At 57.4% G+C, this 12,974-nt stretch carries 12 protein-coding genes; 5 read left to right on the forward strand and 7 right to left on the reverse strand.

Features of this window, described 5'->3' with window-relative positions:
- Positions 1–71 precede the first annotated feature (71 nt).
- The 5 genes from ccrA (at position 72) to ACR0LI_RS14245 (ending at position 5,483) form a co-directional block, all read left to right on the forward strand.
- Complete coding sequence (gene ccrA, locus ACR0LI_RS14225; protein ID WP_171634911.1) at positions 72–1,355, forward strand: crotonyl-CoA carboxylase/reductase; 1,284 nt, start codon at positions 72–74, stop codon at positions 1,353–1,355.
- A 368-nt stretch (positions 1,356–1,723) separates the two neighbouring features.
- Positions 1,724–2,443: a helix-turn-helix transcriptional regulator gene (locus tag ACR0LI_RS14230; protein ID WP_480718718.1), complete on the forward strand. Its 720-nt coding sequence runs from the start codon at positions 1,724–1,726 to the stop codon at positions 2,441–2,443.
- Between the two features lie 83 nt (positions 2,444–2,526).
- A complete protein-coding gene (locus tag ACR0LI_RS14235; protein WP_171171131.1) occupies positions 2,527–3,165 on the forward strand; it encodes an acyl-homoserine-lactone synthase in 639 nt (212 codons plus the stop codon).
- 60 nt (positions 3,166–3,225) lie between these two features.
- Positions 3,226–4,758 carry an ATP-dependent DNA helicase gene (locus ACR0LI_RS14240; protein WP_480485759.1) on the forward strand — a complete coding sequence of 511 codons (1,533 nt, stop codon included), beginning with the start codon at positions 3,226–3,228 and terminating at the stop codon, positions 4,756–4,758.
- The gene (locus ACR0LI_RS14245; RefSeq protein ID WP_210093324.1) at positions 4,755–5,483 is read left to right on the forward strand and encodes an SDR family oxidoreductase; all 729 of its coding nucleotides are present in this window, start codon (positions 4,755–4,757) and stop codon (positions 5,481–5,483) included. Before ACR0LI_RS14240 ends, ACR0LI_RS14245 begins: the two co-directional genes overlap by 4 nt.
- A 3-nt stretch (positions 5,484–5,486) precedes the next feature.
- Here ACR0LI_RS14245 and ACR0LI_RS14250 read toward each other — a convergent pair whose 3' ends face one another.
- The 7 genes from ACR0LI_RS14250 to ACR0LI_RS14280 form a co-directional block, all read right to left on the reverse strand.
- Positions 5,487–6,254, reverse strand: a complete 768-nt coding sequence (locus ACR0LI_RS14250; protein ID WP_171634903.1) for a TIGR02186 family protein — start codon at positions 6,252–6,254, stop codon at positions 5,487–5,489.
- Positions 6,255–6,256: 2 nt separating this feature from the next.
- Positions 6,257–7,177: a sulfite exporter TauE/SafE family protein gene (locus ACR0LI_RS14255; RefSeq protein ID WP_171634900.1), complete on the reverse strand. Its 921-nt coding sequence runs from the start codon at positions 7,175–7,177 to the stop codon at positions 6,257–6,259.
- Positions 7,178–7,268: 91 nt separating this feature from the next.
- The gene (locus ACR0LI_RS14260) at positions 7,269–8,192 is read right to left on the reverse strand and encodes a sulfite exporter TauE/SafE family protein (protein WP_171724258.1); all 924 of its coding nucleotides are present in this window, start codon (positions 8,190–8,192) and stop codon (positions 7,269–7,271) included.
- Positions 8,193–8,282: 90 nt separating this feature from the next.
- On the reverse strand, positions 8,283–9,251 hold the full coding sequence (locus tag ACR0LI_RS14265) for an ABC transporter permease (protein ID WP_171634895.1): 969 nt from the start codon (positions 9,249–9,251) through the stop codon (positions 8,283–8,285).
- Entirely contained in the window at positions 9,251–10,345 is a 1,095-nt protein-coding gene (locus ACR0LI_RS14270; RefSeq protein ID WP_171634892.1) for an ABC transporter permease, read from the reverse strand. The genes ACR0LI_RS14265 and ACR0LI_RS14270 overlap by 1 nt, the downstream gene beginning before the upstream one ends.
- A 1-nt stretch (position 10,346) precedes the next feature.
- Positions 10,347–11,876 (reverse strand): ABC transporter ATP-binding protein, encoded by a 1,530-nt coding sequence (locus tag ACR0LI_RS14275; RefSeq protein ID WP_171634889.1) that lies wholly within the window; start codon positions 11,874–11,876, stop codon positions 10,347–10,349.
- Positions 11,877–11,971: 95 nt separating this feature from the next.
- Positions 11,972–12,970, reverse strand: coding sequence for a BMP family lipoprotein (locus ACR0LI_RS14280; protein WP_171634886.1), 999 nt, complete (start codon positions 12,968–12,970; stop codon positions 11,972–11,974).
- Between the last annotated feature and the right edge of the window lie 4 nt (positions 12,971–12,974).

Consider the following 12,974-nt stretch of genomic DNA (forward strand, 5'->3'; position numbering starts at 1 on the left):
CGACCAATATTCCAGTCTGTGAAGCGCGCGATTCTGCGTCGCGGCAAAGGCACTGAACAGAGGAGGCCGGCATGGCTTTGGACACCGAAAGTGGTATCGCGTCGTACGAGGCACCTGAAAAAGATCTGTATGAAATGGGTGAAATCCCACCCATGGGATATGTCCCAAAGCAAATGTACGCTTGGGCCATTCGCAAAGAACGTCATGGTGAGCCGAACACCGCCATGCGGCAGGAAGTTGTAGATGTTCCAACCTTGGACAGCAACGAAGTGTTGGTTCTGGTTATGGCCGCAGGGGTCAACTATAACGGCGTCTGGGCCGCTCTGGGGCAGCCGATCAGCCCGTTTGACGGTCACAAAGCACCCTACCATATCGCGGGTTCGGATGCGTCGGGCATCGTTTGGGCCGTTGGCGACAAGGTGAAGCGCTGGAAAGTTGGCGATGAGGTTGTGATCCACTGCAACCAGGACGACGGCGATGACGAGGAATGCAACGGCGGTGATCCGATGTATTCGCCCAGCCAGCGGATCTGGGGCTATGAAACGCCGGATGGCTCGTTCAGCCAGTTCACCCGCGTGCAGGCACAGCAGCTTATGCCGCGCCCCAAGCATCTGACATGGGAAGAAGCGGCGTGCTACACCCTGACGCTGGCAACCGCATACCGGATGCTGTTTGGCCACGAGCCACACGATCTGAAACCGGGTCAGAATGTCCTGGTCTGGGGCGCATCCGGGGGTCTGGGGTCCTACGCAATCCAATTGATCAATACCGCAGGCGCAAATGCAATCGGTGTGATTTCAGACGAAAGCAAGCGTGATTTCGTTATGGGTCTGGGCGCCAAAGGTGTTCTGAACCGTCGTGACTTCAACTGCTGGGGTCAATTGCCCACGGTCAACACACCGGAATATGCCGAATGGTTCAAAGAGGCCCGCAAATTCGGCAAGGCGATCTGGGACATAACCGGCAAAGGCAACAATGTTGACATGGTGTTCGAACACCCGGGTGAAAGCACTTTCCCGGTATCGACCTTCGTTGTGAAAAAAGGCGGTATGGTCGTGATTTGCGCCGGAACATCGGGTTTCAACTGTACATTCGATGTGCGCTACATGTGGATGCACCAAAAGCGTTTGCAGGGCTCGCACTTTGCTCATCTGAAGCAGGCGGCAGCCGCGAACAAGCTGATGGTCGAGCGCCGCCTTGACCCCTGCATGTCCGAGGTGTTCACCTGGAATGACTTGCCCGAGGCCCACATGAAAATGTTGCGGAACGAGCACAAGCCGGGCAATATGTCCGTTCTTGTTCAGGCGCCGCGTACTGGTCTGCGTACCCTCGAGGAAGTCCTGGACGCAGGTTGATAACGCGCCAGGGTTGTAGACAAAAAACGCCCGCGAATCACTTTGCTGGTTCGCGGGTCTTTTGTGTTTTTCAGGCCTCTGACAATCTTTCAAATGCTTGCAATTTTGCCCATCGCTATTTTTGGGGAGTAGAAACCGGTGAATAGGCCAAAAAAGATCATACATGTTATGGTTGTGTTAACCCTTCGTTAACTGTTTCAGAGAGACCCTGATGGCGCAAAATGAGTGGATATTGGACGTATTGTCGGACCTCAATGCTTTCGCCGTTGCGAATGGTTTGAGCGCGCTTGCAGAGCAGCTTGATGACACAAGACTGATCGCGGCTGCCGAGATTGCGTCCTTGAAGAACGAGGCACGAGCGCCCGCGAATGGCAACGAAGGTCGATTTGGGTCAAATCCTTCAGGATTTGGAAAACACCAACACGCTTGAAGAACTCAGCGCCGTAGCTGAGCGTTTGCGGGACGCGTTGAAGGTCGAGCACCTGACGTATCACTGGGTTGACGGTGCCGGAGATCAATACGGCTACACCACCTATTCAGACGCCTGGGATGAGCGCTACAGGGAAAAAAACTATCACCGTATCGACCCTGTGATCTTGGGGTGTTTCCAGCGGTTTCATCCGGTTGACTGGAAGTCGTTGGATTGGTCCGGCAAGGTGGCAAAGGCTTTCCTTCTGGATGCGCAAAACCATGGCGTTGGAAATCAGGGGTATTCCATCCCAATTCGGGGTCCAAATGGTCAGTTCGCCCTGTTCACGGTCAACCACAGTTGTGATGATCAAACCTGGAAGAACTTTATCTCGACTTACGGGCGAGATTTGATTCTTGTTGCGCATTACATAAATCGCAAGGCGCTGGAGTTTGAAAAAGACAGGCAGCCGGACTGCCCGCGCAGCTTGTCGCCAAGGGAAATCGACGCGATCACACTTTTGGCGTTGGGTTACAGCCGCGCCCAAGTGGCCCATTCCCTGACGATTTCTGAGCATACGTTGCGTGTTTACATTGAAAGCGCGCGCTCAAAGCTGGGCGCACATAACACAATCCACGCAATCGCCACGGCACTCAGCCGGGGATTAATAGTGGTTTAAGAGGTGAACGGCCTCCACACGCAAAATTAACCACGACTCTGTACTCCCTTCGTTCCTGCACAGGACGACAAGGGGAACAAGTCATGCTGCGTTATCTATATGCCGATGAGTTACACAGATTTCCGACTCTGGCAGAGGGGATGTTCAAAGATCGTGCGGATCAGTTCAAGACCCGGTTGGGGTGGGATGTCCACGTCAACGAGAAGGGCGAAGAACGGGACGAATACGATGATCTCAATCCGCTTTATGTCATCTGGGAAGAGCCGGATGGCAGCCACGGAGGGTCGATGCGTGTATTGCCTACGACCGGTCGGGTGATGATCAATGAGGTTTTTGGTCATCTGAATGGCGGCAAGCCGATTTGCAGCCCCCTGATCTGGGAGGTCACCCGGTTCTGCCTGTCCCGAACAGCCAGCCCGCATACTGCCGGCGCCATCATGTTGAGCGGCGGTGAAATGATGGAAGGTTTCGGCCTGACGCATATTGCCGGTGTATTCGATGCCCGGATGATCAGAATCTATCGCCTGATCGGGTCATCGCCCGAGGTTCTGGGAACCCAGGGCAGCGGGCGCGATCAGATTTCAGTCGGATTGTGGCCCTATTCCGCGGATGACTGCAACCGTGTGGCAGAGCGTGCGGGCATCCCGCGCGACCTGTCTCGGATGTGGTTCAAGGCCGCATTCGGGCCGAAGAGACAGCACCGGTTCGCCCTGTCCGCTTAAGTGTCGGAAAACGCCAATCCACATCTGGTGATGGCTGGCGCGGCCCTGTAGGGTCGCGCCATGTCCTTGCCGAATGTAACGTTCTCAGATGATCAGGCCGCCGCGTATGACAGCATCGCCGAGATGCTGCGGGCAGCAGGTGTTGATCTGGAAGATGATGCCCTTCTGAAACTGCCGGGCGCAGGAAAATCCGGTGTGATGGCCGTGATCGGCAAAGCCGGCTCGGGCAAAACACTGCTGTTGGCCGAGCTGTACAAGGCACTGGCAGAGACGGGTGTTCAGATCGTGTCCGGCGATTATGAAAGCCGCAAATCGAAAGACAAGCGCAGCCTTGCCATCCTGGCCCCGACGAACAAGGCTGCAAGCGTTCTGCGATTGCGCGGCGTGCCTGCGACCACGATTCACCGAATATTGTACACGCCGGTTTATGATCCGGAATACGAGCGTATTGCGGAATGGCTGGCCGGCAATGACGAACGCCCCGATATCGAAGGTTTGACGGATGAAGCCTTGGATCGCGCGGCTGCTTTCTATCAAAATAACAAATCGATCCCCGGGGCCTTGGCCGCTGCCGGTTTGCGAGGGTCGGATTTCATCACAGGGTGGAAGCGCCGTGACGAACCACTGGATATCGGGTTTGTCGATGAAGCGTCGATGCTGGATGACCGTCAGTTCGATGATCTCAAAGAGATTTTCCCGACCCTTCTGTTGTTCGGCGACCCGGCTCAGCTGGCACCGGTAAACCAGTCCGGCAGCATGGTTTTCGAGGCATTGCCCGAACCCAGGAAGCTGACACTCCAGCGGGTGCACCGCCAGGATGCGGACAATCCAATTCTGGATCTTGCGCATGCGCTGGCTGACCCGGCAATGGGCTTTGAGGATTTCGAGCGACTGATCGAAGAAACAGCCCGTAGGGATGACCGAGTTGTCTGGGGCCAGCGGGTTGAGGTCGATCTGATGGCCCGAAGCCCGGTTCTCGTCTGGCGCAACGCCACGCGCATTCGTTTGATACAGGCCTTCCGGCAAGTTCACGGCGCACCGGATACAGAATTGCTGGCAGGTGAACCGCTCATTTGTGATGGGATCGAATTGCCCCTGAAACATCGCAAGAAACGGCTGGACCTTGAGGCGCGTGGGCTGATCAAAGGAGCTCAGGTGGTATATCTGGGGCCGGGACGAAAGCCGGGGTTCTCGCGTCTTCACGTGATGGGGGCCGAAGACCCTCAGGTCAGTGCCGCCTCGATCGTTCAGATCGAAAAACCGGACGAGGAAGAGCCTTTTATTCCCTACGCTGCCCGCATGGGGGCGACCTTTTTGCACGGAGCGGCCGTGACGATCCACAAGGCGCAGGGGTCACAATGGGATACGGTTCAGGTGTTCGCTCCGGACCTCTATGCCGCCGCTCGTATGGGCCGGACCGAGGCCGGACAGCCATTGTGGAAGCGTCTGGCATATGTCGCGATCACGCGCGCGCAAGAGCGGTTGATCTGGGTGGTGCGAAATCGCCTGTCAAAGCCCACGCACCCCCTGCGTGTGGATGACTTGAGGGCGATTCCGGCGGCGTCGCTGACATTGGAGGCGGAAGAGACATGAAATCCATCATCGTAACGGGTGCCAGTTCAGGTATTGGCCGGGCAACGGCCCTGCTGTTCTTGTCTCAAGGGTGGACGGTCGGGCTGTTGGCGCGCAGCAAAGACAAACTGGATGCTCTGGCAAAAGAGCATCAGGCAGCCATCGTCCTGCCTGCGGATGTGACCGACCCGAATGCGGTTGGACGGGCTTTTCGGTCTTTTACAGACCGCACCGGGCGGCTGGATGTTCTGTTCAACAACGCCGGGATCTTTGCGCCGGGCGGCACGATCGACGAGATCGCTCTGGACGATTGGTACCAAAGCGTCAACGTGAACCTGAACGGCATGTTCCTCTCCGCGCGTGAAGCTTTCAAAATCATGCGTCACCAAAATCCACAGGGCGGCCGGATCATAAACAACGGCTCGATAGCGGCACATGTTCCGCGCCCGAATTCGGTACACTATTCGGCCACAAAGCACGCCATTACAGGGCTGACGCGCAGCCTTTCGTTGGATGGGCGTCGCTTTGGAATCGCCTGCGGGCAGATTGATATCGGAAACGCGCGTACACAGATGGTTCAGGGCCTTGTTAACGCGGCGCAAGCCGCTGGCGAGACACCGGACCCGACGATGGCCGTGGAAGACGCCGCGCGTTCGGTTCTGCATATGGCAAGCCTGCCGCCTGAGGCCAACGTGCAGTTCATGACCGTCATGGCCACAACCATGCCCTATATCGGCCGAGGATGACGGTTACTTTTCTCGCAACAGCCGGAAGGCTGTCGAGGCGCCCCAGCCTGCCGCGATCGCTATAACCAGCGACATCAGACCGTACCAGACGGGTTGCTGGCGGGACATATTGTACAAAAAACGCTCTAGGCCAACTTTCCGAACATCAATGATCGTTTCATATTGCGAGACGACCTCTCCGCCACGGGTCAGGAAAATCCGGGCGGTATAATCGCCTTCGGTCAGGTCGGCGGGCATATCGATCGAGGTGCGGAACAGGGTCTGTTCATCCACTGCCACGGTATTTTCGCGGATCGAATACAGGTGTTCGTGTTCTCGAATTCTTATTACGGCGTCTGCAAAATCCTGTGCGCCCCGGATATGCATCGCGGCACCGACCGAGCGGATCGCGCGTTCGATCGAAATCCGGTAGCGCAGGTCTTCGGTGTCGGACAGGATGTCGTCAAAGGGTCCGCTGGTTGCGACGGCGTAAAAGCTGGGTGCAAGATCGACAAGAACACTGTCGGTGTTCACCCAGATCCCAAGCTTGCGTTCCTTGCGTCGCACGGTGACAGGCTCGGACGGACCAGCAACCGCGACGATGACTTCGACCGGAGGGCCTGAAGGGATTGGGGTTTCCCGCTTGATTGCCCCAAATATCAGAAGTTCCGATCCGTCGAATGTCGCGGTGATGGCAACCCGGTCCTGGCTGAGACCAAGGACAACCTGCTCTTCCGCCGCCAAAGCGGGCATGCAGAACAAGCACAGGGCGGCAATAAACGAACGCAACATCCTCAGTGCCCTCCACCGCTGCCAAGCGAGTAGAGCTCGGCAGGTTCAATAAGCAGATCAAGTGCCAGCTTGCCACATACGGCCAGTACCAGAGCGGCAAGCAGCACGCGCAATTGTTCCGCCGGCATCCGGGCTCCGATCACGGTTCCGATCTGGGCGCCAATGACGCCGCCCACCAGCAACAAGACCGCCAGAACAACATCAACCGTATAGTTGGTGGTGGCGTGCAGCATCGTGGTGAAGGCTGTCACAAAGATGATCTGGAACAGCGACGTGCCGACAACGACCTTGGTCGGCATACCCAGCAAATAGATCATGGCAGGAACCATGATGAAGCCGCCGCCAACGCCCATGATCGCGGACAAAACCCCAACGCACAGACCGACCAAAGCTGGCGGGATGACCGAGATATACAGGCCCGAGGTGCGGAAACGCATTTTGAAGGGCATGGCATGGACCCAGCCCCGCTGCCGACGCTTGGCAGGGGCCGCGCCGCCTTTCTTGGCTTTACGCAGGGCCCTCAGGCTTTCGACAAACATCAGGCTGCCGATGACGCCAAGAAAAACAACGTAACAGAGTGTCACCAGCAGATCGACCTGACCCAGGCTTTTGAGATAGTTGAAGACAACCACGCCCAGAGCGGCCCCAACAAGCCCGCCAACCAGCAATACCGTTCCCATCTTGAGGTCCACGGTCTTTCGTCGGAAATGTGCCAGAACTCCGGAAAAGGATGATGCGACGATCTGATTGGCTTCGGTAGCAACAGCCACCGCCGGCGGAATACCGATGAAGAACAGCAGCGGGGTCATCAAAAAGCCGCCACCGACACCGAACATGCCGGACAGGATGCCGACCATACCGCCCAACCCCAACAAGAGGAAAGCGTTTACTGAGACTTCGGCGATGGGCAGGTAAATGTGCATGGTACCGTTACTTTGCGTATGGCCGTGGCTTGCCTGTTATGGGTTGAGATTTCAAGGGTGGTAATTGTCGTGTGCCGTGGGTCAAACAACATCAAACTCCCCCGGGTTCCGCCAAAGAAAAGATCTCTTCTGGCGGTAGAAAAAGGTCAAACCCGATTTTACCGGCGACGCCCATGACAAGAAGCGCCAAAAGGATACGCAATTGTTCGGCTTTCAGACGTGCACCAATCTGCGTTCCCAATTGCGCACCCAAAACACCGCCCAGCAACAGGAACAGGGCGAGGACAACATCGACACTGTAGTTGGTCGACGCATGTATCATCGTTGTGAACCCGGCAACGAAAATGATCTGGAACAGGGATGTCCCGATAACCACCTTTGTCGGGATGCCAAGGACATAGATCATTGCGGGAACCATGATGAACCCACCGCCGACTCCCATGATCGCCGACAGAACACCAACGCCGAAACCGACCAGCGCCGGAGGTATGACAGAGATGTAAAGTCCAGACGCCGGGAACCGCTTCTTGAACGGCAGGGCGTGAACCCAGGTTCGCTGACGTCGCTTGGGGGCAGGACCATTGCCTGACTGGCTGGCCTTTCGGATGGCCGCAAGGCTTTCGATAAACATCAGGGTTCCGATGGCGCCCAAAAACACGACATAGCAAAGCTGTACCGCCAGATCGACCTGCCCGAGATGCTTCAGGAAATTGAAAACCACCATTCCAAGGGCCGCACCAAACAGCCCTCCGGCCAGCAGAACGCTTCCCATTTTCAGGTCCACGGTCTTGCGTCTGAGATGGGCCAGCAAGCCCGAAATAGACGAGGCAACAACCTGATTTGCTGATGTGGCCACAGCAATCGCCGGGGGTATGCCGATAATGAACAGCAACGGGGTGATCAAAAACCCGCCTCCAACCCCGAACATGCCGGACAGAATGCCGACAGCCCCACCGATCCCCAAAAGCAGGAATGGGCTGACAGAAACTTCTGCTATGGGAAGGTATACGTGCATACCCTCTTAGAACGGTTGCGGCATGCAAAATCAACTCTGCATGCCGCTCCGCAGCGAACAGGACTGAAACTCAGTTCGGAACTGGCCTTATCAGCGCTCTTTGACGTAGGGTTCTCCGCCCGCCCGAGGTGGGATGGCTTTGCCGACGAACCCGGCGAGAATCACCACCGTCAGGATATAGGGCAGGGCGTCCATCACCTGCACGGGAATCACGACGCCACCCAGGTCGATATTTTGGAACCGCAGCGCGATCGCTTGCAGCAGACCGAACAGCAAGCAGGCCCACATGGCATGCCACGGGCGCCACTTGGCAAAGATCAGAGCGGCCAAGGCGATAAAGCCACGACCAGCGGTCATTTCCTTGACAAATCCTGCCTGCAAGGCCGTAGCCAGATAGGCGCCTGCAATACCGCACAGCACACCACAGATGGCGACGGCGGCGAACCGCAGGCCAACCACCGAGACACCGGCGGTGTCCACTGCGGCAGGGTTCTCACCCACCGCCCGCAGGCGCAGACCGAACCGAGTGCGATACAGAATCCACCAGGTGGCCGGAACCATCAGGAACGCGACATAAACCAGGATCGAGTGGCCCGAGAGCAATTCGGAATAGATGGGACCAATAATCGGCACACCGCTGAGGGACTCGGCGAATGGGAAGTTGATCGGTTCGAACCGGCCCCCGCCAAACAGGGAGGGTGTCCGCCCACCTTGCTGAAACCAGCTTTGCGCGACCAGGACAGTCAGGCCCGAGGCCAGAAAGTTGATGGCCACGCCCGATATCAATTGGTTGCCCCGAAATGTGATCGACGCCAGCCCGTGCAGGCCCGACAGCAACAATGAGGATGCGATACCGGCCAGCAGGCCCAGCCACACGGACCCTGTGACAGCTGCGATTGCAGCCGAAAAGAACGCTGACATCAACATTTTGCCTTCGAGACCGATGTCGAAAATCCCGGCCCGTTCCGAAAACAGACCGGCCAGACAGGCAAGCAGCAGTGGCGTGGACAGGCGAATGGTCGAATCCAGAACCTGAATGAGGGTTACGAAAAATTCCATCACTCAGCCCTCTTCCGCATACCCAGGAACAGCTTTTCAAGCGGCATGCGCACCATATTGTCCAATGCGCCGGTGAACAGGATGACCAATGCCTGAATGACCACGATCAGTTCCCGCGGAATCGAAGCCCACAGCGCCAGCTCGGCGCCGCCCTGATACAGAAATCCGAACAAGAGCGCGGCCAGAAACACGCCGAACGGATGTGAACGCCCCATCAGAGCCACGGCGATGCCAATGAAGCCCGCGCCCTCGGTCGAGTTCATAACAAGTCGCTCGGCTTCGCCCATGACGTTATTGATGGCCATCAGCCCCGCCAGTCCGCCGGAAATCAGCATCGCGACAATCGTGATGCGCACAGGTGAAATACCGGCATAGACAGCGCCAGTCTCGGAATGGCCGTAAGCCCGGATTTCATAACCCAGACGCGTGCGCCAGATCAGTGCCCAGACAACGACGCAGGCAAGCAATGCGATGAAAAAGGTGATGTTCGCCGGGGCGCCGCGGAAAACAACGTTCTCCGCGGTCGAGAACATTTCCTGGAAAGAGGGCAGATGCACGCTTTCAGAGAACCGCGCGGTGGCCGGGTCCTGCGACCCTTGGGGGCGCATGACATTGACCAGCATGTAATTCAGGAAAGCAGCGGCGATGAAGTTGAACATGATCGTGGTGATCACGATATGGCTGCCGCGCTTTGCCTGAAGATAGGCCGGAATGGCTGCCCAGAGCGCGCCGAACAGCATCGATGCCGCACAGGCGGCAAGCAAGGCAATGCTCCAATGCGGCCAGTCGACATAAAGACAGACCATGGCCACGCCCAGCCCGCCCAGCATCGCCTGACCTTCGCCCCCGATGTTGAACATACGGGCATGGAAGGCGACGGCCACCGCAAGACCGGTAAACATGAAGTTTGTCGCGTAATAGAGCGTATAGCCCCAACCATAGGTCGACCCCAGCGCACCAGTGACCATCAGTTTGACGGCTTCGACAGGGTTTTCGCCAATGGCGAGGATGACCAGCGCCGAAAGGATTGCGGCCAGTATCAGACTGATCAGCGGGATCAGAACGACATCGGCCCATTTAGGCATTTTTTCCATGTTACGCGGCCTCTCCCGCAACACCGGCCATCAGAAGGCCCAGTTCTTTTTCATCTGTCTCATGGGGCAGGCGTTCTCCCATGATATGTCCGTCAAACATCACCGCGATCCGGTCCGAGAGCGAGAAGATTTCTTCCAGTTCGACCGATACCAGCAGGATTGCCTTGCCCTGATCACGCAGCGCGACAATCTGTTTGTGAATGAACTCGATGGCGCCGATGTCCACGCCCCGCGTGGGTTGCCCGACCAGCAACAGGTCGGGGTTGCGTTCGATCTCGCGGGCGACAACGATTTTCTGCTGGTTGCCGCCCGAGAAACTCTTGGCTGCCAACCAGGGATTGGGCGGGCGGACGTCGAATTTCTCGATCTTGGCTTCGGTATCGGCGCGCAACGCCGCGTTGTCCATGAATATACCGCGTTTATAGGCCGGGTCGCGGTGATACCCGAAGGCCACGTTTTCCCAGGCGTGGAAGTCCATGATCAGGCCTTCGCGCTGCCGGTCTTCGGGCACGTGGGCAATGTGTTGCGCGCGGCGGGCCTGACCATCTGATCCGGCCCCACTCAGTGCCAGCGGTTCGCCGTTCAGCTTGATCGTACCCTGTCCGGGGCGCATTCCACCAAGAACTTCCAGCAGTTCGGATTGACCATTGCCCGCCACGCCGGCGATGCCGACGATCTCACCTGCGCGCACGGTCAGGTCGATGTTTTTGACCCGTTCAACGCCCGCCGAATCAAAAACGCTGAGATTTTCGATCTCGAGAATGGGTTTGCCGGGCGTCGCGGGCACTTTGTCGACTTGCAGCAGAACCTTGCGGCCGACCATCAGTTCGGCCAACTCCTCGGGGCTGGTCTCGGATGTTTTGACCGTGGCCGTCATTTGCCCGCGCCGCATAACCGACACCGTGTCGGTGTTTTCCATGATCTCGCGCAGTTTGTGCGTGATCACGATGACTGTTTTGCCCTCGGACCGCAGTCGGTCGAGAATGCGGAACAGCTGATCGGCTTCGGCTGGGGTCAACACGCCGGTCGGCTCGTCCAGAATCAGAATTTCGGCCTTGCGGTACAGTGCCTTCAGGATCTCGACCCGCTGCTGCATCCCCACGCCGATCTCGTCGATGCGCTTGTCGGGATCGACGAACAGTTCGTATTCTTCCTCGAGCTCTTTCAGCTCTTTGCGGGCTTTTGCCAGTGATGGCGCCAGCAACCCGCCATCCTCGGCGCCCAGTACGATGTTTTCCAGAACTGTGAAATTTTCCACCAGCTTGAAATGCTGGAACACCATCCCGATGCCCGAGGCGATGGCCGCCTGGCTGTCCGGGATGTCGGTCTTTGTCCCATTGATCCAGATCTCACCTTTGTCGGCTTTATAAAAGCCGAAGAGAATGCTCATCAACGTGGATTTGCCCGCGCCGTTTTCACCGATGATCCCATGGATCGTACCGGGTGCAACGCTGATCGAGATGTCTTTGTTGGCCTGAACTGGCCCAAAGGCCTTGGATATCCCTTTGAGCTCAATGGCTGGGACGGTCATGTCTTGCCCTCAACTGCCGAGAAACCCATCCAGCTGTCCGCTCGGATGGCGAAGTGGGTGGCGAGGCGGAAGGCACTCTCCCGCCCCGCGCGTAATCAGAACTGCAGTGCCGGGCAGCTGTCGTTCTCGTAATAGCTTACAACATTGATGTCGCCGTTGATGATCGCCTTGCGGGCTTCGTCGACGGCGTCGCTCATGCGAACCGAAACAAGCTCTTTGTTGTTTTCATCCATGGCAACGCCAACCCCATCTTCGGCCAGACCCATGGTGAAAACGCCGGTTTCGACGTTTTCGCCTGCTTTCATCGCTTCATAAACAGCGACGTCCACACGCTTCAGCATCGAAGTCAGCACTTTGCCTGGGTGCAGGTGATTCTGGTTGCTGTCCACACCAATCGACAGGATGTCTTCGTCAGCTGCAGTTTGCAGAACGCCTACGCCGGTTCCGCCGGCAGCAGCGTAAATCACATCAGCGCCCTGGCTGATCTGTGCTTTTGTAAGCTCCGAACCTTTTACCGGATCGTTCCAGGCAGCAGGCGTTGTTCCTGTCATGTTGGCAACAACATTGATGTCTGGGTTCACGGCCTTCGCGCCCTGGGCATAGCCGCATCCGAAATGGCGAATCAACGGGATGTCCATGCCTCCGATGAAACCAACGGTGCCGGATTTCGACGCCATGGCGGCCATCATGCCGACGAGGTAGGACCCTTCGTGCTCGGCAAAGCCAATCTGGCGGATGTTTGGAGCGTCCAGCCAAGTCACGTCAACAGCGACGAATTTGGTGTCGGGGTAGTCACTTGCAACAGCGGCCAGGGCGTCAGCGATTCCGAACCCCATGGTGATGATCGGATTTGCACCGGATTCCGCAAAACGGCGCAGGGCCTGTTCGCGCTGCGGTTCTGCCTGAATTTCGATTTCCAGATACTTGCCGCCGGTTTCATTCGCCCAGCGCTGCGCGCCGTTATAGGCGGCCTCGTTGAAGGACTTGTCGAACTTGCCGCCCAAGTCAAAGATCACGGCCGGCTCGGCCAGAACCGCTCCGGCTGACATTGCGACCGCAGCGGCAGCACCCATCAAGGATTTCATCAGGGTCATTTCA

Source organism: Ruegeria sp. CL7 (assembly GCF_056536445.1).

What these genes read in the sequence shown, in the direction of transcription:
- ACR0LI_RS14235 (WP_171171131.1), top strand. Translation starts at nt 2,527, where the DNA reads ATGCTGCGTTATCTATATGCCGATGAGTTACACAGATTTCCGACTCTG.
- ACR0LI_RS14270 (WP_171634892.1), bottom strand. Translation starts at nt 10,345, where the DNA reads ATGGAAAAAATGCCTAAATGGGCCGATGTCGTTCTGATCCCGCTGATC.
- ACR0LI_RS14245 (WP_210093324.1), top strand. Translation starts at nt 4,755, where the DNA reads ATGAAATCCATCATCGTAACGGGTGCCAGTTCAGGTATTGGCCGGGCA.
- ACR0LI_RS14280 (WP_171634886.1), bottom strand. Translation starts at nt 12,970, where the DNA reads ATGACCCTGATGAAATCCTTGATGGGTGCTGCCGCTGCGGTCGCAATG.
- ACR0LI_RS14230 (WP_480718718.1), top strand. Translation starts at nt 1,724, where the DNA reads ATGGCAACGAAGGTCGATTTGGGTCAAATCCTTCAGGATTTGGAAAAC.
- ccrA (WP_171634911.1), top strand. Translation starts at nt 72, where the DNA reads ATGGCTTTGGACACCGAAAGTGGTATCGCGTCGTACGAGGCACCTGAA.
- ACR0LI_RS14240 (WP_480485759.1), top strand. Translation starts at nt 3,226, where the DNA reads ATGTCCTTGCCGAATGTAACGTTCTCAGATGATCAGGCCGCCGCGTAT.
- ACR0LI_RS14265 (WP_171634895.1), bottom strand. Translation starts at nt 9,251, where the DNA reads ATGGAATTTTTCGTAACCCTCATTCAGGTTCTGGATTCGACCATTCGC.
- ACR0LI_RS14255 (WP_171634900.1), bottom strand. Translation starts at nt 7,177, where the DNA reads ATGCACATTTACCTGCCCATCGCCGAAGTCTCAGTAAACGCTTTCCTC.
- ACR0LI_RS14275 (WP_171634889.1), bottom strand. Translation starts at nt 11,876, where the DNA reads ATGACCGTCCCAGCCATTGAGCTCAAAGGGATATCCAAGGCCTTTGGG.
- ACR0LI_RS14260 (WP_171724258.1), bottom strand. Translation starts at nt 8,192, where the DNA reads ATGCACGTATACCTTCCCATAGCAGAAGTTTCTGTCAGCCCATTCCTG.
- ACR0LI_RS14250 (WP_171634903.1), bottom strand. Translation starts at nt 6,254, where the DNA reads ATGTTGCGTTCGTTTATTGCCGCCCTGTGCTTGTTCTGCATGCCCGCT.